This is a genomic window from Planktothrix sp. PCC 11201 (assembly GCF_900009135.1).
GTDB lineage: Bacteria > Cyanobacteriota > Cyanobacteriia > Cyanobacteriales > Microcoleaceae > Planktothrix.
Map to the genome: position 1 here is coordinate 43,969 of NZ_LT797683.1, position 17,554 is coordinate 61,522.

The window sequence follows — 17,554 nt, forward strand, 5'->3', positions numbered from 1 at the left end:
TATTTATTACTTAAGTATAGACTCTCTTTTTGATGATTCATTTGTAACAAAGTCTAAAATAGATTGCGCTGTGGTTTCGGGTTGTTCTAAATGGGGAACATGACCGGAGTTTTTCACCCAAATTAGTTGGGAATGGGGAATAGCGTTTTTAAATTTAGACGCATCTTTGGTTCCTAATATTTTATCATGATCGCCCCATAAAATCAAGGTCGGTTGTTGAATTTTTTGCAATTGATTACCAAACTTTCCATAGCCTCCGGTTTTACTAAAGCGAATTAATGCTTGATTCCAACCCATCGCTTCTAAATGCAAGGCGGCACAAATTTGAGCATCAACAGACGCAAAAGTTTTATCAAAATAAGCACTTTCACTAATCGCTTGACGGACTTTAGGATTCCTTAAAAATTCCGTAGCTAAATAATCAAAAGGCGGTAATAAAAACTTACCCATAACTGGCCCTGGTTTCATGCCCGCACTGTCTAATAATACCAAAGATTTCACCGCTTCAGGATACAATAGGGTAAAATCCAGGGCAACTGCACCCCCCATGGAAGCCCCAACCAAAATCACAGGTTGATTAATTAAAGTTTGCCAGAATGAATATAAATGAGTCGCTATTTCCGAGCGATTTAACTTAAATTCTGTTTCCCGTTCTGTAAATCCAAACCCTAAAATATCCACGGCAAAAGTTTCATTTTCTGAAGCTAATAATGGTAATAATCGCCGATATTCAAAAACAGAACTATCAAATCCATGAATTAATAAAATTGGGGTTCTCCCCTGCCCTTGACGAATATAAGTAGTTTGAATCGGTTGCTTTCGTAAGGGGGTAGAAATAGGTTCACATTTGAGATTTTTAGCCAAGGCGATCGAAGTGGCTTCGGTTAATTTGTGTACAGATTCGGGGAGAAAACTCGGAAACATATTTTCAGTCATCAGTCATCAGTCATCAGTTTATCGCAAGATTACCCATTCGTAATTCGTAATTCCCCATTGTGAGTTTGTCGAGTTCACAAAATATGGGTTGTGGTGTTGAATTTAGGCGATCGCAGAGACTTCATTCACAACGGCAATTTTTCCGCGCAACAGTGACCGTAACACCCGGTCAATACACATCCGTTCTTCTTCGGGTAAGGAGTCGTCCAAAATCGCGGCCATTAATCCGTAGCGGTCGGCTTGGGTTAAACAGTGGTTATCAGCGATGGAAGCAACCATTTCAGTAATCGCACCGGGCAGAAGATTAACGTAGGGCATCATGGCTAGACCTTGAACTCGACACTTTTATCATCTCGTATTCCCCCGGTTTGGGGGGTGATTGATTTAGGTCTGGTTAAGTGATGTTTCCGTAGAAATTATGTGACCAATATCACCACAAGCGATTAAGCACCTAATACAATGATTACTCAAGCACCGAATGAACACAACAATGGAATGTTTAAAAAATGCTGTTATAATCCATTCAATACCCGAACTTAAGCCAACACCCATTTGAGCAATCAACTGATGGTAACACTCACAACTCAACTCACCCTAGACGAATTTCTTAGCCTTCCTGAAACCGACTTAAACTATGAATTGATTAATGGAGAAGCAATTTCTAAAATGGCTCCTAAACGTTTTCACTCCCGACTCACAGGAAATCTATATACCCTGTTAACCCAATGGTGTCAAAACCGAGGAGAAGTGGGGATAGAATGGGCTGTTATTCTGAAAAAAAATAATCGAGATTGGGTTCCCATCCCTGACTTACTTTATATTTCCTATAGTCGTCTTCCCTTAGAACGATTTATTGATGAAGCTTGCCCCATTCCCCCGGAATTAGTGATAGAAATTATCTCGCCGGATCAAACCTTTGGCCAAATGAGTGAAAAAGCGATTGATTATCTCAATGCGGGGGTATTGAGGGTTTGGGTTGTTGACCCTAAAGCTAAAACTATTACTATTTTTTATCCCGATGCACCCCCTCAAACAAAACGAGATGAGGCAATTTTAACTGATAACCTATTAGAAGGATTGCAACTCACACCTCTGCAAGTTTTTCAACAAGCTGGGATTGTTTGAAATTATTAATTTAGTTTGGAGGTTGATTATTCACCCATTTGAACCATTGTAAAAGCGATCGCCATCCCTTTAATTTTCCCAAACCGGGCGCAGAAATAGAAGCCAAACTTTCCAGGGAAATTAACGCCGCATATTGCAACCCCAAAAAGCTATCAACGGCCGCATAGGGGCCACCCAGGGTAATTGCACCCGTGGCATACATCCGACCCCCTAAAGCATCATTTATTACCGTAGAACTCCGCATTTCCACCAGTTCAAAATCATTCGCCACACTCAACCGTCCCAAGGCATTCAAGGGCAAATTGTAATGAACTACCAAATCTTTTAATAAAGGATTGGTATTGACTTTTGCCTCTAACCCAGTCGCATCAATAATAAAATCCGCTTCTAACTGAAGATGGGCATTTAACCCATGTTCTCGAATGGTAGTTAAGGTGCGACCTGTAGGGCTGGGTTCCACCTGTTCAACGGTTCCAAAAGTAATCCGATACCACCCTTGGCGCAGTCCTTGATTAATGATATTTCGCCAGTCTTTTCGATTAGCTGTGGTAGTTCCTCCCCACTGTTCCAGGAGTTGTAATCGTTCTTGAGGATTAGCAGTTTCTAATTGTCGGCGTAAATCACCGCCCCAACAGGCTTTAGGCCAGTTAAAGGGTTGAAATTCAAAATGATTTTCAATGGTTCTTTTTGCTTGTTGAAATTGATTTCCTTGGGCTTTGGGCGATCGCATTAAATGTAAAATTTGGATCTGAGAATTTTTCGCCCTCGCTTCATAAAGACGCTGTAAAATTCGAGAAGCCACAATTCCCCGACCCCTGATAATTACTGTTCCCCCCGATTGTTCTAAATGATCATAAATATGTTGATGATCTTCATAGGCATTGACAACGGATTTAAAATCTTGGGTTTGTTCTCGATAAGTCTGTAAATCGGGGAGAAATTGAATCGCCGGATAACCCGTCGCTAAATGAACATATCGGGCAATGATAAACCCATAATCTCGACGATTTTCTGTGGAACGGGAATAGGCAATTGCATAACGTCCATCGGTGGTTTTTCTAATATTTTTTACCCGGCCATAGCGATAGATATTTGACCAGGCAATGCGATTAGTTTCTCGATCAATCGCATCAAAAACATAACCGGAACGGGGGGTATAGGTTTGGGCAAACGTCGGTTCAGAAAACACTTGCCAGAGTAAATTTAAAGCGGTGGAAAATTTGCCTTTGCACCATTCTGCATAGGATTCTCGTAAAGCATAACTCGGCCATCCCCAAAGATTATCAGGACAGGAATCCGAGTTAGAACGTAACCGTTCATGGGGAGGAATTTGGGAATTTAAACACAATCTCTGATAACGATTATAGGGTTTATCTTCCATTCCCAAGGCGATAATTTGATGGGATTTAACACCCGAAATTCTCAGGGAATCAACCCAAATAAAACTCCCTAATCCTGCCCCAATTGTTAGATAATCGATTGGCTCAATGGGTAATCCTGTGGCTTGTAATTGGGTTAAAGAAACTTGAGCGAGATCGAGAAAGGATGGGGGTGGGAAACTCTCTTGATTTGATGAGGATATTGTCGAAGTAGAAATATTAGGAACAGGTAAATTTGTTTGAGAATTAAAGGAAATTTGTGATAATTTTTGATTGGGAATGGTAAAAGTATTAGTAATAAAAGAAATTGTAATATTATATTGACCAATTTGTAAAGTATCTCCCTCCTGAATGCAACAACGAGTTTGCACAATTCCATTCACTAAAATTCCATTGCGACTTCCGGTATCGGTGACCACCAAGTTTCCTTGTTCCCGGGTAATTAACCCATGAAAACGGGAGACTCTTTCTCCTGTTAAAACAATCCGAGAAACCTTTTCTCCATTCACCGTAGAAGGCATTCGTTCAAAAACCCTTCCTAATGCAATGGGTAGGGTTAGAACCGGGGTTCGCCATTCTCCTGTTTCTAAATTTTGCCAACTTAGTCGAATTTGCATCCGTTTTTTAGTCTTGATTTTTGAGGTTTATCTATTGGGTGGATAAAACCACACTAACTGCTGCTGCTAAGGACGTCCCACACCAAGGACAACCTACATTTAATTGTTCATAAGAGGAAACATGATCGCATTGAGGACACTGTAAACCATATTGTACAGGATTGAGATAAACAGGAGCTTTTGATGTTAGTTCATCGGGGGAAAATAATAGCGTTGGTGCAATTGAAAAATGTTCAAAATCAATAGAAATTACTTCTATTTGCTGCTGTCCTAATTGTATATTATTCCCGGAATTTAAAATAACCTCACCCGTTATTAACTTTTGATTATTGATCATCGGTGGGTTAGTTTCTCGTAAATTTTTCAGATAGAAGTTATGATTAGCTGGATGAAAAAAAATTTCAATATGTAATCCCGATACCGTTGGATGGGATAATACAATATCGCAGCGTGTGGGATCTCGTCCAACCCGATAGGTTTTTTGATCATTCAGGGTTTGGGTGCGGGACTGACCTGCTTCTGTCCACTTTAGCGTCAGTTCATTCATGAGTATTAATATTCAAACACTGAAGGTTTTTATTTCAGTTGACCAAATGCTATTTTAGGTTATCCTTAACTTTCAATTCTATCCTAATTTTCCGATAAAATTGCCTTTGTGGAGCAAAAATGATCACTTTTAGATCTTAATGGTTTAGGATGAAAGATGCGATCGCCGTTCACACTCTATCAAAATAGGGTTGTGAAGATATGATTTTAAGGCTGTTTCCAGGGTAGACCAACTTAAAGCTGCACATTTCATCCGTATAGGAAACTGAACAATAGTTGTAAAAACATTGAGTTTTTCAAAAGGTTGATTAAATTGATAATTTCCTTGAATTAAATTCAAAAAATCTTGAATAATTAACAAAGATTCTGTTATTGTTTTTCCCCTTAATACTTCTGCCATTAAATCAGCAGATGCCATGGAAACGGCACAACCTCGCCCTTCAAATTTAATATCTTTAATAAGATCACCTGTAGAGTCTAATTCAATCGTTAATTGCACAATATCTCCGCAGTAAGGGTTATTTTGTTCCTGGGATAAATGAATCGGGTTTGTTTTCCCTCGATGGCGAGGTTTTTGGGCGTGTTCTAAAATAACTTGCTGAGAAATATGGCGTTGGGAAGGAGGAAAATTCATAGTCTAATCTGTAATAACTGTTCATAGTCCTGGGGGGTATCAATATCCAGAATCCCTAACGGAAAAGGCACAATACATCGATGATTAGGATAACTTTTAATTAAAGATTTTGCGCCTTGGGTTGTATCCAAATTAATTAATTCTCCAAATAAATTTTGAGAAAATAAAGCCGGAACTCCCAATATATTATTATACTCAGATACAACCATAGAATTTTGAGTCTGTTCATAGGTTTCTACCAGTTTATCAATAATTTCAGCAGAAATAAAGGGTTGATCACAAAGGGTAATTACCACCCCTAGACTATCGGGTTGAATTGCTTTTAATTGTTCAATTCCTGTTTGAATAGAACGACCCATCCCCTGTTTCCAATTAAGATTTTTAACAATAATGATGGGAAAGGAATTAATTTCTAATTCTATCTGTTCAGCTTGCGATCCTAAAACCACAATAATCGGATGACACTGGGAATTTAACGCCTGTTCAACGGTATGGGTTAAAAGCGTTTTTCCTCTAAATAATAATAGCTGTTTGGGTTGACCTAAGCGAGTTGACCCCCCGGCGGCTAAAATAATTAAACCCATTTTTGATCCCGTCATATAGCGCTACCAATTAAGGTTAAGACAATAATAAACCTTGTAACCTAGTTATATAGCGCTATATAGCAATCCGTGCCGAGGTTGTAACGTTTTATCGTAGGGGTTGGGTCTCCCAACCCAGGCGCAAAGAGGGTTGGGAGACCCAACCCCTACGGGTTTTTATCACAAATCCTACACGGATTGCTATAGTTGATGAATTGACCCGACCCGATATTTTAATGATCCACCTAAACGATGGGATAATACGGCGCGAATTTCTGCTAGAATAGAAAGGGCAATTTCTGATGGGGTTTCTGCCCCAATATCTAATCCAATGGGACTATAGAAATGATCAAGCAGTGCAGAATTTAAGTCTAATTCCGTTTGAAGTTCCTGTAGAATTTGTTCGGTGCGTTGTCGGGAACCCAATAATCCAATATAGAGTAAAGACGAGGGGAGAAGAAATTTTAATAAAGTGCGATCGCATAGATAATTATGAGTCATGATCACCGCCACTGTATAATCATCAAAATCAGCTAAAATTCGACTTAAATTATACTCAATTTCTTCAGGATGAGCAATAATAATTTGATCGGCTAAGGGAAAACGGCCGGAGGTGGCTGCATCAAGTCGATGATCAATAAGGGTCACCATCCAACCCAGTTCTTTTGCTAAATTCACTAAGGGAATGGCATCTTCACCCCCTCCAAATACGATTAAAGAAATAGCCGGCTTAATAATATCAATGAAAACTGGAACTTCAGTCTGATTCCAGAGATAGGTTTTCACCTGAGATTGTTGATAATTGAGAGCAGTTTTAGTATCTTGAATGATGGCTTCAGATAATTGAAAATCTTCAATAGAGTTAATCATCACTCCGGTTTCATTAACCAATACCTTAAAATCTATTAGAGAATTTTCTTGGATTTGAAATAGAGTGGCGATCGCTCCTAATTTTCGAGCATTTAAACACCCATCAATAAACTGAATTTGTTGTCTATATGTATGCTTTTCTAAAGGTTCAATTAAAACCTTGATCACCCCATTACACCCCAATCCTAAACCCAAAATAATATCCTCTGGGGCAGTTGTATCATAAATAATTAATTGCGGTTGACCCGTTTCGATGACTTGTTTTGCCCATTCACAGACATCATTCTCTAAGCAGCCTCCACTAATAGAACCGACTCGTTTTCCATCTGCAAAAATTAACAATTTTGCCCCAATTTGACGATAGGCTGAACCCTGAACTTCCACAACCGTTGCTAAGGCTGTTTTTTGATGATGATTTTCAGCTTCATCAAAAGCTTTAATAATAGCTTTAAGTTCATTCATGACAGGGGTTTTGGGTTGGAGAAGAACCGTTCACATACCTAACAACTGATCGGGAGTCATGGGTAAATCCCGCAGTCGCTTACCTGTGGCATGATAAATCCCATTGGCGATCGCCGCGGCTACCCCCGTAATCCCAATTTCACCACACCCTCTAGCCCCCACGGGGTTAAAATTCCGATCCGGTTCACCCACGAAGGACACCTGAATGCGGGGAATATCTGCATGGACAGGAATGTGATAGGTAGCCAAATCATAAACAATTGGTAATCCCAGATGGGGGTCAAGCTGACATTCCTCCATCAAAGCATCCCCAATGCCCATAATCACAGCCCCTCGAATTTGACTGGCGGCGGCCTTGGCATTGATCACCCGACCAATATCCATCACCGACACCCAGCGTTTTACCTGAACTCGACCCAAGGGTTCATCCACTTCTACCTCACAAAAATGAGCCCCCCAGGATTGAAACGCCCATTCCCGGCTTTCCGTCCCCGGTTGAGATGATCCCGTCGCCTCTAAAAATGGTTGTCCTGATTCCTGTAACGCCTGTAATGCCTCGGTTGTGGTATTGGCATTCACCTGTTTAAGCAGTTCTTCACAGACATTCACAACAGCCGGGGCCAAGGTTGCGGTCATCATTGATCCGCCTGCTAGACCACCATTGGGTAACCGAGAATCCCCAATTTCCACCCGGATGTTCTCAACGGGCAAATTCAGGGTTTCCGCCGCACTAATGGCAATCACCGTATAAGCACCCGTCCCCACATCATTTGCAGAGGTCAGCACCTGGACTGTACTATCGGGGAATAAACGCACCGTTGCCGAGGCCATGAAACGCAGACCCGGAAAGGTCGCCGCCGCCATTCCCCAACCGACAAATTTTCCGTCCCGGGTGAGACTGCGGGGCTGTTGGGGGCGATCTTTCCAGCCAAATTGTTCGGCCCCTACCTGCAAACAGTCGGCAAAATGTTTAGCGGAAAAGGGGAGTTGGCTGCGTTGATGTACGGGGGTAGCATTTTTTAACCGTAATTCTACGGGATCAATTCCTAACGTCCAGGCGAGTTCGTCCATTGCCGATTCTAAGGCAAACATTCCCGGTGTTTCCCCTGGCCCTCGCATATAGGTAGGCATCCCCACATTTAAAATAGCAATTTCTTGTTTAAGGGATAAATTGGGCGTGGCATACATCACCGGAGTCACCGCAATACAATTTTCGGCAAACGTGGGATTGACGGGGGAAGTCTGGGATTTGGCATGATGTTCAATGGCTAGAAGTTGACCGTCCGCAGTTGCCCCGATTTTAAGGTGTTGTTCCGTTGCTGAACGGTTTCCCACAATCATCGTCATCTGTTGACGGGGGAGCACTAATTTCAGGGGGCGTTGGATTTCCCGGGCAACGGCTGTACAGAGAATTCCATGGGGCCAAGGAAAGGCTTTCGCACCAAAAGCCCCACCAATATAGGGAGTCACGACCCGCACCTGTTCAGGGGGAATGCCAAACAGGGTAGCGTAGGTTTGTTGATGCAGCGCCACCCATTGGCTTGGTTCATAAACGGTTAAGTTGTTATCCTGCCAATGGGCGATAATGGCGTGGGGTTCCATCATGGCGTGGAGTTCCATGGCCGTTGTGTAGGTGGCACTGATCTGACATTCGGCGGTTTCTAGGGATTTAGCGGTATCCCCCTGTTCTAAACCCGGTGTTCTGGGGGCGGTGATAAATAAGGCACTTTTGGGATTAATCAAAGGAGTGTCGGTTTCGTATTCCACCTGAACTAACGTAGCCGCATGACGGGCGCGTTCTGGAGTATCGGCCACCACTAACCCAATAATTTGTCCAGGGTAGTGAATTTCCTGATCGGCCAGGGGCAGCCGGGATTCATAGATTTGGGAAGTTGCCCAATCATTGGCGACGGGGGAGAGTGGAGGTATATTCTCAGCCGTGGCAATATGCAGCACCCCTGGACTGGCTTGAGCCTCCTGGAGATGGAGGGTTTTAATCCGACCTTTGGCAACCGTGGCGGTGATTAAAGCCCCATAAACCAGTCCCGAAATTTGATGTTCTGCTGCATAGGTGGCACTTCCAGTAACTTTCGCCCGTCCCTCCTGGCGGTTAACGGATTTTCCCATCACATTGCTCATTCCTGTCCTCCTGTTTGAACCGAGGCCATAAGCGCGCGTTCGATCGCCCGTTTTGCCATTTCTATTTTAAAACCGTTATGTTCTAGGGGTTTAGCCTCTTGTAGAGCTAATTCTGATGCTTGTTTAAATGAATCGACTGTTGCGGGTTTGTTCCGTAAAAACTGTTCTGCGGCTACAGCCCGCCAAGGTTTATGGGCTACACCCCCCAAGGCAATCCGAACCGCCTGAATCTGATGATCCCGGACTTCCATGGCCGTCGCCACGGAGACTAAGGCAAAACTGTAGGAGGTGCGATCGCGCAATTTGAGATAAACACCGGATTTAGCAAAGACTAGGGGAGGTAAAATCACCGATGTAATTAGTTCACCCGGTTGTAAATTGGTATCTTGTTCGGGGGTATTTCCAGGTAAACGGTGAAATTCCGTTATCGGAATTTCTCGTTTTCCTGATAATCCTTGGGCTTCTACAACAGCATCTAAAGCAGCTAACGCCACACAAAAATCCGAGGGATGCACCGCCACACAGTGATCACTCGCCCCGAATATGGCGTGGAGACGGTTAATTCCGGTGCTCGCAGAACAACCACTTCCGGGGTGTCGTTTATTACAGGGAAAAGCCGGATCGGAGAAATAGGGACAGCGTGTGCGTTGTAGGAGATTTCCCCCAACGGTCGCTACGTTACGAATTTGTTGGGATGCACCGGATAAAATGGCACGGGAAAGCAGGGGATAGTCCCGACGAATGATCGGATGATCAGCAACGGCTGTATTACTCGCTAAAGCACCAATGCGTAATCCCCCCTGGGAGAGAGATTCGATCTGCTGCATCTGGAGGCGAGAAATATCAATGAGGTGGGAGGAGGGTTCGAGATATCCTTTTAACCGATCAATTAAATTTGTTCCCCCGGCAATTACCGTTGCTTGGGGGTGATCTTGGATTCCCTGTACCGCATCCTCTAGGGATGTTGCGCGAATATAAGTGAAATTTCTCATATCAGTTATCCGTAACCAAAACTAAAGCATCAGCAGGTGGGGGAGTTTGTCCGATCACCTGTTGCACCGCCGCCACAATGCCATTATAGGCACTACATCGGCAGAGATTACCACTGAGACGTTCTTTGATTTCCTGGTCTGAGAGTTCCTGAAGTGGCGGAGGTTGGGTCAGATACGGTGTCACCGCACTTGCACATCCCTGCTCTACTTCCTGAATTAAGGCTACCGCCGCACAAATCTGTCCGGGGGTACAATAGCCGCACTGAAACCCATCCTGTTCGATAAAAGCGGTTTGTAGGGGGTGTAAGGTATCGTCTTGGGCTAATCCTTCAATGGTGGTAATCTCTTTTCCCTGCTGCATAATTGCCAGAGTCAGACAGGAGTACACCCGTTGTCCGTCAATTAATACGGTACAAGCACCACACTGTCCGCGATCGCATCCCTTTTTCGTCCCCGTCAGTCCCAAATATTCGCGTAGTGCATCGAGGAGGGTAACTCGTGGTTCTAATTGTACCCTGTGGGTTGTGCCATTAATCTCAAGAGTCAGGAGAATTTGCTCCTCCCCTTGTGCTAATACAATTTCAGGCTGATCTTTTAACTGCATTAGGGTTTCACCTATGTTGGGATTAGGGTTGAATTTAACACCTAATTATAATCGGTCATGCAATAAACTGATAACTGATTTTGACCTAGCCAAAAGTATAGGTTTTTCCCCCACCCAAGGGTTAGTTAAAGACTGAACTTAGAGATAGAGCTATTTTCTATTTCTAATTTTATGATTTAACCAGTTTGAACAACCTAAAAGTCCCGTTTGGTGGAGAAAAACATGAACACCTTAGAATATACGTTGCGTTTTACTTCAGATTCTCTGCTGAAAGTTCGCCCCTTGGAAACCGCCTATTTATCTCCTGATGAAATTCTAATGTATAAAGCTGGAGATGAAATTCCGATTAGTGCTTATACTCCCAATTTACAAGGGAAATATATTCGAGTTTATTTAGATGAATTTGATACTCGTTCGATTGAAACTGCACCCAAACAATATTACTGTTTTGGGAATGATGTGGAAATTGTATTAACAGCCACTTCTCGCGGAACAGAAGCCAGTCAACAATATCCCCCGGTACTTCCTCCGAAAGTGGATTTGAAAGTTCCTTATCATTCTCAACTCAATAATAAGGAACATCCTGTCGGTTCTTGTAACGTGACTTCTGTAGCCATGGTTCTCAAATATTATGGCATTGATTCTCGCAGTGCCCAAGATATTAATAATGATGTGCAACTGGAGGATGTGCTATTTCGTAAAACAGAAGAATGGGATGAACAGTATGGATATACTGGTGTAGAAAAAACTCGCCATCTTCCTGAATTTCTTCAGCGCCTTCTGCGAGAATGGGGTCAAGAATACGGCCCAGGAAAACTGCAAAATACTACTTTCAAAAATGTTACCACAGAACTAGAAATTAAACAACATTTAGCCCAAGGAAATCCAGTCATTGTTCATGGTTATTTTACCGATTCCGGTCATATTATTGTGATCAAAGGCTATGACGATCAAGCCGCAGTTTGGATTTGCAATGATCCCAATGGCAAATGGTTGGGATATCGAGGGGGATATGATACGGATGCAAGCGGTGGAGATGTTCGCTACAGCTATCCCGATTTGCGCGCGGTTTGGGATGTAGATGGTGAAAGTTGGTGTCATTTTCCTTTGTCCTAAAGTTAGTATTTTTAGCTCCGATTATTACTTCAAAAAATCATGAGTCAACTAGATAAAATTACTCAAAAACTAATAGAACTTGATGAAGATATCCTGAAAGCACAACTCGCGATTCAGGAACAACAAATTACAAATAGTTTGACCTCCCGTTTGTGGTATTTTTTTGATGGTTTAGAAGTAGAGTTAATGGTAGCACCTAAAGGCGGATTTGATCAGAATACTATTAATTTTGGCGATCGCCTCTTTAAAAAATTGAGTGTCAGAGCCCATCACTTAATGTGTAGTGATTTGTTTGATGATCAGGAATTGAAACAAAAAATTCAAGCCACCTATCAGGAAAATTCCGATAAAGCGGCGGCTTTATTAGCTCCGGCTTTAGCCAGTCATTTAGGATTAGTGTCTTCTATTTCTATGATTCTGGCGGTCTTGATTATTAAAACCCTGGCTTCGGCTACTACTAGCATTTCCTCTGCTACTTATGAAACCATTTTTGAACTTTGGAAGACTAAAATTAGTTATTCCATAGACTCCCCTGATTTATCTATTTCGGAAATCATTTCTTCCGCAGCGATCGCTACCCAATAAACCCAATTTTTTGAGCTATAATTAAGGAGAAAAAATACGCATTACCTCTATAAACTCTAGGGGTAATTCATGAATTACCCCTACAGATAGAATAACTTTCTTTTCCTTGAACACTCTCGTATAAAGAGCAGAAGAACAATGACAGAATCTACTCATGTGTTGCCCTCTAATTTCTACGCCTTATTAATCGGAATTGACTACTATCTTCCCAATTCATTGTATAAAAATCTGCAAGGATGTGTGAAAGACATTAACCTAGTCGCCGACTATCTGCAAAAAGCCCTTAAAATCCCAACCGAGAAAATTTTTAAGCTAACTTCCTCCCATCCTAATGGACTAGAAACCGTCCGATCTCAAGACAGTTTACCCACCTATAAAAACATCATAGAAACCTTTAAAACTATTACAGAAATTGCCCAACCTCAAGACCGAATTTATATTCACTATTCTGGACATGGGGGACGGGCATTAACCATCTATCCAGAACTCAAAGGAGAGGGGCAATATGATGAAGGATTAGTGCCCATGGATGTAGGTGAATTAGAAGGGCATTATTTGCGAGATGTGGAAATAGCAACCCTGCTTAAAAATATGACCGATAAACAACTTACCGTCACGGTTATTTTAGATAGTTGTCATTCAGGAGGAGCAACCCGAGGCGACTGTGATATTCGAGGTTCAGAGTCCCCTGATTTAGCTCAACGTCCCGCCGATAGTGCCGTAGCTTCCCGGGATCAATTAATTCGGAATTGGCAGATATTAACAGAAGGAAATATTGATTCATTGGCATGGTTACCCCCTTCAAAAGATTATGTTTTATTAGCAGCTTGTCGCCCCACAGAATATGCCTATGAATATAATGTTAATGGCAAAGATCGACATGGAGCCTTAACCTATTGGATGATTGATACCCTCAGTAGCACAACATCATCAATCAACTATAAATCCCTTCATGATCGGATTACTGCCAAAATTCAAAGCAAGTTTCCCAGTCAATTACCCATGTTATTCGGTGAAGCAGAACGCTTAGTATTTGGAAGCGATCGCATTTCTACCCAATAGACATCTCCGAAAATCCTCAAATGCCCTCTATCGCTACTTTTTGAGTCTCTAGCACTCCTGTGCCGGTTTCTCCTAAAGTAACGGATTCATAGGCTTTTTCAGTTACATTAATAATAATTAATGAATTTTATTTCTGATATTCAATCATTTTTCAAAAGTATTCTGGGCAATTCTTAGATGATAATACAATCGCTCCTATTCGCCATCTTATTAGTCCACATACTGTCAAGATTACTGCTTCATAATTTTGGCTCTTTAACCGAAATCTTTCTGAAGCAACTCGATAAATTTTTATCAGTCTTATTAAATGTTCGACTACAATCCTTTGTTTGGCTTTTAACCGATTTTCTTCTCGATTTTCAAGGGATATTTCTTGATTCCTCGGTTTCTTATGTGGTGTATTAATTGCTGTTTCCCCTACATAAGCTTTATCCCCCCTGTATTTTTGATGATTCCCCAATTCCTCCCTTCTTTCTCTCCACAATTTCAGATCGCTTGTTGCTCCGGTATAACCCACAGCTACATCCACTATTTCTTTCCCGCTCGGCATGACAATGACTTGATTTTTAAAGGTATGTGTTTTTTTCTTTCCTGAGTAATATTTTTTCTGCTCTTCATTGTCTGTTGGTCTTTGCATGGGCTGTTCATAGCTATCTACTACTAACTCATATTCCAGCAGAATTTTTTCTACCCACTCCCAATCACTCTCGTTTTTTTTTACTTGCTCAAGTAAACTGGCTGGCAGTAATTCTCTCAATATTTTTATCCCGTTATGGAAAATATCATTCGCTGTTGATTCACTCACTTCAAACTGTAACCCTAACATTTGAAATGTGGGCATCTGATGCAGATAAATTAGAGTTAGTAAGATTTGTTCCTCCACAGATAATTTCTGGTGACGACCCCCACCTGCTTTAATCAACCTGATCTTAGCTTTTTCTCGTTCTTGTCGTTTTTCTTGTTCTAATAACTCCGCGGCTTGAATTAGTTCTATCAACTGTTCATATTCCATCCCTAATAGCCTTTTTGTTTGCTGGGGATTCTTGTCCAGATAGCCTCTTAATTTAGTCATCTCTCCTTGGGGTAAAATCAAATTTTACCATCTTGCTATCCCTCCCCATTTTTATTTCGGAGATGTCTAATACACAGTTACTGTCATGGAAGTTGATGAAAAACAAAAGGAAATCACTTTAAATGCCGGACTTGCTCAAGGATTAAGTAGTGGGACAAGATTCGCTATTTATCCTCTGAATACCACAAACTTTTCTGATAAAAAATTACAGCAAGCTATTATTGAAGTCACAGAAGTAGAAGCATCCAGTTCCTTCACTCAAGTGTTAGAAATTGATGTTGGTGGAATTGAAATTAAAGGAAAAATTGAACAAGGTTCTCCGGCGGTTATGGTGTCAGCCCCCGTAGATTTAGTCCGTCGAGTGCGTTTATTTAAGGATAAACAAGTCGGAGACAAAGAAAATGAATTACCCTCAGAATTAGTTGAAAAACAACAACCCGCCTTAGAAGCGGTACGACAAGCTTTAAAAGATAATGGTTGGGTGATTGAATTAGAACCCAATGATGATCAAGAAGCCCATTATCAAGTGGCAGTAGGTAGAAATGGAGAGTATGAAATCTGTAGTGGAATGCCGATTAAAAATCTCAGACCCCCACTCAAAATTGAGCAACCTGACGCACCTCAAACCGTTGTTAATCGTTTAGTTCATTTAGCTAAATATCAAGCGGTTCAAGAACTGGATAATCCCGCTTCAGAGCTGGCAGAATGTCTGGAATTAGAATTATGTGATGCTAATAAAAAACCTTTTTCTAGCTGGAATAATGTTACGTTTAAAAATCGAGATATTGTGCATTTCAGGATTAAAAATAATTCCTTTGAACCCCTGAATATTGCCGTATTTAATTTAGATCCAACTTGGAAAATTTCTCAATATCCAATTAAGAGAACTTCAACCCCGTTTTATTCACTTCAAAGTCAAGAAGAATTATTTCTTGGGCGCATACGTCTGAAAGTTCCAGAAGCAGAAGGTTATGATCAAGTCACAGAAACTATCAAATTATTTGCAACTCGGGGATTAGCAGATTTTCGCTGGTTAGAATTACCCCATTTAGATGAAGAATTCAATAAAAAAGGAAATCTTAATGGAGAACTAGAAAATTTAGTACAAAATGTTCCCAACAGAATTGCTAGTCCTTTAAATAGTTTGCTGAAGATTATCGGTGCCGATATAGATGTTCCACCCACCGTCAACCGCGCCATGGTTTATGAACCTGATCCAAATTCAGAGTGGTTAGTCAAGGAAATACGGGTAACAATTAAACGATTTTAAATAGGTTGTTAGGCTTGCATCTTACCTAATAAATTTTGGGAAAAAATAAAAAAAAATTAGTAAAAGGATGAATTAAAATGTCTAAAAAAATTCCCATGAAAGATTTAGTCGTGATTCTCCCAGGTATTACGGGGAGCGTTTTACAAAAAGACGGTAAAGATCTTTGGGCGGTTTCTGGTCAAGCGATTTGGCAAGCCTTAACCAATTTAGGTACTACTATTGAGCATCTTAAAATTGATCAAGACGATCCTGAAGCTGAAAGTTTAGGAGATGGAATTATCGCGACTCAATTAGTAGAAGATACTCATTTAGTCCCTGGATTAGTTAAGATTGATGGCTACACCAAAACATCCCGTTTAATTACTGAAAATTTTGATGTTATTCAGGGTAATATCTACAATGATCCAGAGGATAAAGCTGCTAATTTTTATCATTTTCCCTATGATTGGCGACGAGATAACCGGGTTTCTGCCCGTTTATTAAAAAAATTAATTGATCAACGACTAAAACGCTGGCGAGAAGCCAGTGGTGCTATGGATGCCAAAGTGATTTTAATGGCTCATAGCATGGGTGGATTAGTCTCTCGTTATTACTTAGAAGTCTTGGAAGGTTGGCGAGATTGTCGGGCTTTATTTACCTTTGGAACTCCCTATCGAGGCTCACTGAATGCTGTTAATTTTTTGGCCAATGGCTACAAAATGCAATTCTTAGATTTCACAGAAGTCTTGCGTTCTTTTACCTCCATTTATCAACTGCTTCCTATTTATCCCATCCTTGAAATTGGAGATGAATATTTAAGAATTGCTGAAGCGGATCATTTACCTAATATTGTTAAAAAACGTGCTCAAGATGCCCTAAATTTCCATCGAGAAATTGAAACAGCCGTTAACAAACATCTCAACGATGAAACCTATCGTAATTCCTTTACCCTTGTTCCAATTGCAGGTATCCAACAACCCACGTTACAATCGGCAGAGTTCAGCAACGGCAAAATCATTGCTAGTGAAAAACTCCCCCAAATCTTACAAAATAGACCTGATTTAGCTGATGGTGATGGCACAGTTCCTCAAATCTCTGCTATTCCAATTGAGCTTTCTAGCAGTTTTAATAATATATTTATTGCTGAGTCTCATGGTTCTTTACAAAACCAAAATCAAATTCTACAAGATTTACAAAATCGACTAGAAATGAGTCAGTTTAACTTGGCAACGGTCAGAGCGAGTCAAAGTGCTATTAGTTTAGCTTTAGAAGATTTATATTTAGCGAATGAACCCATTCATCTGCGTGCAAGAGTGATTAGTTCATCGGGTTTAGAATCTGGAAAACTCAAGGCGAAAATTATATCTGTTTCCGATCAAAAACCTCCTATATACCTTAATTTTCAGGAAAAAGAACAGGAATGGGTTCTCACTTTGGATGACTTACAACCTGGATTATATCGAGTAACTGTAGGAACAGAAAATCACAGTGTAGAAGCACCCCATCCAGTACATAACCTGTTTGAAGTAGTTAGAAACTAGAACCAGAAAGATGATTTGTTCTTTTTCAATAATATCGGAAAAAA

17 protein-coding genes are annotated in these 17,554 nt (G+C 41.1%); 6 read left to right on the forward strand and 11 right to left on the reverse strand.

All coding sequences use genetic code 11. The features are described from left to right. Positions 1-6: 6 nt before the first annotated feature. Both PL11201_RS00155 and PL11201_RS00160 read right to left on the reverse strand, forming a co-directional pair. Positions 7-924: an alpha/beta fold hydrolase gene (locus tag PL11201_RS00155; protein ID WP_079676682.1), complete on the reverse strand. Its 918-nt coding sequence runs from the start codon at positions 922-924 to the stop codon at positions 7-9. 114 nt (positions 925-1,038) lie between these two features. Continuing rightward, a complete protein-coding gene (locus PL11201_RS00160) occupies positions 1,039-1,254 on the reverse strand; it encodes a hypothetical protein (protein ID WP_079676631.1) in 216 nt (71 codons plus the stop codon). 249 nt (positions 1,255-1,503) lie between these two features. On the opposite strand from PL11201_RS00160, the gene PL11201_RS00165 reads away from it, so the two are divergent. Continuing rightward, on the forward strand, positions 1,504-2,061 hold the full coding sequence (locus tag PL11201_RS00165) for a Uma2 family endonuclease (protein WP_079676632.1): 558 nt from the start codon (positions 1,504-1,506) through the stop codon (positions 2,059-2,061). A 10-nt stretch (positions 2,062-2,071) separates the two neighbouring features. On the opposite strand, the gene PL11201_RS00170 is transcribed toward PL11201_RS00165, so the two are convergent. The 8 genes from PL11201_RS00170 to PL11201_RS00205 form a co-directional block, all read right to left on the reverse strand. Beyond that, positions 2,072-4,057, reverse strand: coding sequence for an FHA domain-containing protein (locus tag PL11201_RS00170; RefSeq protein WP_079676633.1), 1,986 nt, complete (start codon positions 4,055-4,057; stop codon positions 2,072-2,074). Positions 4,058-4,088: 31 nt separating this feature from the next. Beyond that, the gene (locus tag PL11201_RS00175; RefSeq protein WP_079676634.1) at positions 4,089-4,604 is read right to left on the reverse strand and encodes an FHA domain-containing protein; all 516 of its coding nucleotides are present in this window, start codon (positions 4,602-4,604) and stop codon (positions 4,089-4,091) included. 144 nt (positions 4,605-4,748) lie between these two features. Beyond that, positions 4,749-5,237, reverse strand: coding sequence for a Fe-S cluster assembly sulfur transfer protein SufU (sufU, locus tag PL11201_RS00180; protein ID WP_079676635.1), 489 nt, complete (start codon positions 5,235-5,237; stop codon positions 4,749-4,751). Then, the gene (locus PL11201_RS00185; RefSeq protein ID WP_234996579.1) at positions 5,234-5,821 is read right to left on the reverse strand and encodes a nucleotidyltransferase family protein; all 588 of its coding nucleotides are present in this window, start codon (positions 5,819-5,821) and stop codon (positions 5,234-5,236) included. The genes sufU and PL11201_RS00185 overlap by 4 nt, the downstream gene beginning before the upstream one ends. Before the next feature lie 198 nt (positions 5,822-6,019). Next, a complete protein-coding gene (locus tag PL11201_RS00190) occupies positions 6,020-7,150 on the reverse strand; it encodes an XdhC family protein (protein ID WP_079676637.1) in 1,131 nt (376 codons plus the stop codon). A gap of 30 nt (positions 7,151-7,180) precedes the next feature. Continuing rightward, positions 7,181-9,289: a xanthine dehydrogenase family protein molybdopterin-binding subunit gene (locus tag PL11201_RS00195; RefSeq protein ID WP_079676638.1), complete on the reverse strand. Its 2,109-nt coding sequence runs from the start codon at positions 9,287-9,289 to the stop codon at positions 7,181-7,183. Further along, complete coding sequence (locus tag PL11201_RS00200; RefSeq protein WP_079676639.1) at positions 9,286-10,281, reverse strand: FAD binding domain-containing protein; 996 nt, start codon at positions 10,279-10,281, stop codon at positions 9,286-9,288. The genes PL11201_RS00195 and PL11201_RS00200 overlap by 4 nt, the downstream gene beginning before the upstream one ends. 1 nt (position 10,282) lies before the next feature. Further along, entirely contained in the window at positions 10,283-10,885 is a 603-nt protein-coding gene (locus PL11201_RS00205) for a (2Fe-2S)-binding protein (protein WP_079676640.1), read from the reverse strand. A 222-nt stretch (positions 10,886-11,107) separates the two neighbouring features. Here PL11201_RS00205 and PL11201_RS00210 point away from each other — a divergent pair, with 222 nt between their 5' ends. The 3 genes from PL11201_RS00210 to PL11201_RS00220 all read left to right on the forward strand — a co-directional run bounded on the left by PL11201_RS00210 (position 11,108) and on the right by PL11201_RS00220 (position 13,648). Next, positions 11,108-12,001: a C39 family peptidase gene (locus PL11201_RS00210; RefSeq protein ID WP_079676641.1), complete on the forward strand. Its 894-nt coding sequence runs from the start codon at positions 11,108-11,110 to the stop codon at positions 11,999-12,001. Positions 12,002-12,040: 39 nt separating this feature from the next. Beyond that, a complete protein-coding gene (locus PL11201_RS00215) occupies positions 12,041-12,586 on the forward strand; it encodes a hypothetical protein (RefSeq protein ID WP_079676642.1) in 546 nt (181 codons plus the stop codon). A gap of 138 nt (positions 12,587-12,724) precedes the next feature. After that, entirely contained in the window at positions 12,725-13,648 is a 924-nt protein-coding gene (locus tag PL11201_RS00220; protein WP_079676643.1) for a caspase family protein, read from the forward strand. A gap of 151 nt (positions 13,649-13,799) precedes the next feature. On the opposite strand, the gene PL11201_RS00225 is transcribed toward PL11201_RS00220, so the two are convergent. Further along, positions 13,800-14,720: a transposase family protein gene (locus PL11201_RS00225; protein ID WP_079676644.1), complete on the reverse strand. Its 921-nt coding sequence runs from the start codon at positions 14,718-14,720 to the stop codon at positions 13,800-13,802. Positions 14,721-14,805: 85 nt separating this feature from the next. Here PL11201_RS00225 and PL11201_RS00230 point away from each other — a divergent pair, with 85 nt between their 5' ends. Beyond that, positions 14,806-15,990, forward strand: a complete 1,185-nt coding sequence (locus PL11201_RS00230) for a hypothetical protein (protein ID WP_079676645.1) — start codon at positions 14,806-14,808, stop codon at positions 15,988-15,990. Positions 15,991-16,067: 77 nt separating this feature from the next. Then, positions 16,068-17,510: a lipase family alpha/beta hydrolase gene (locus tag PL11201_RS00235; protein ID WP_079676646.1), complete on the forward strand. Its 1,443-nt coding sequence runs from the start codon at positions 16,068-16,070 to the stop codon at positions 17,508-17,510. The last annotated feature ends 44 nt before the right edge of the window (positions 17,511-17,554 follow it).

Coding starts and splice junctions, on each gene's coding strand:
- PL11201_RS00200 (WP_079676639.1), bottom strand. CDS start 10,281: ATGAGAAATTTCACTTATATTCGCGCAACATCCCTAGAGGATGCGGTA.
- PL11201_RS00210 (WP_079676641.1), top strand. CDS start 11,108: ATGAACACCTTAGAATATACGTTGCGTTTTACTTCAGATTCTCTGCTG.
- sufU (WP_079676635.1), bottom strand. CDS start 5,237: ATGAATTTTCCTCCTTCCCAACGCCATATTTCTCAGCAAGTTATTTTA.
- PL11201_RS00190 (WP_079676637.1), bottom strand. CDS start 7,150: ATGAATGAACTTAAAGCTATTATTAAAGCTTTTGATGAAGCTGAAAAT.
- PL11201_RS00215 (WP_079676642.1), top strand. CDS start 12,041: ATGAGTCAACTAGATAAAATTACTCAAAAACTAATAGAACTTGATGAA.
- PL11201_RS00235 (WP_079676646.1), top strand. CDS start 16,068: ATGTCTAAAAAAATTCCCATGAAAGATTTAGTCGTGATTCTCCCAGGT.
- PL11201_RS00220 (WP_079676643.1), top strand. CDS start 12,725: ATGACAGAATCTACTCATGTGTTGCCCTCTAATTTCTACGCCTTATTA.
- PL11201_RS00165 (WP_079676632.1), top strand. CDS start 1,504: ATGGTAACACTCACAACTCAACTCACCCTAGACGAATTTCTTAGCCTT.
- PL11201_RS00230 (WP_079676645.1), top strand. CDS start 14,806: ATGGAAGTTGATGAAAAACAAAAGGAAATCACTTTAAATGCCGGACTT.
- PL11201_RS00175 (WP_079676634.1), bottom strand. CDS start 4,604: ATGAATGAACTGACGCTAAAGTGGACAGAAGCAGGTCAGTCCCGCACC.
- PL11201_RS00160 (WP_079676631.1), bottom strand. CDS start 1,254: ATGCCCTACGTTAATCTTCTGCCCGGTGCGATTACTGAAATGGTTGCT.
- PL11201_RS00225 (WP_079676644.1), bottom strand. CDS start 14,720: ATGACTAAATTAAGAGGCTATCTGGACAAGAATCCCCAGCAAACAAAA.
- PL11201_RS00185 (WP_234996579.1), bottom strand. CDS start 5,821: ATGGGTTTAATTATTTTAGCCGCCGGGGGGTCAACTCGCTTAGGTCAA.
- PL11201_RS00155 (WP_079676682.1), bottom strand. CDS start 924: ATGTTTCCGAGTTTTCTCCCCGAATCTGTACACAAATTAACCGAAGCC.
- PL11201_RS00170 (WP_079676633.1), bottom strand. CDS start 4,057: ATGCAAATTCGACTAAGTTGGCAAAATTTAGAAACAGGAGAATGGCGA.
- PL11201_RS00205 (WP_079676640.1), bottom strand. CDS start 10,885: ATGCAGTTAAAAGATCAGCCTGAAATTGTATTAGCACAAGGGGAGGAG.
- PL11201_RS00195 (WP_079676638.1), bottom strand. CDS start 9,289: ATGAGCAATGTGATGGGAAAATCCGTTAACCGCCAGGAGGGACGGGCG.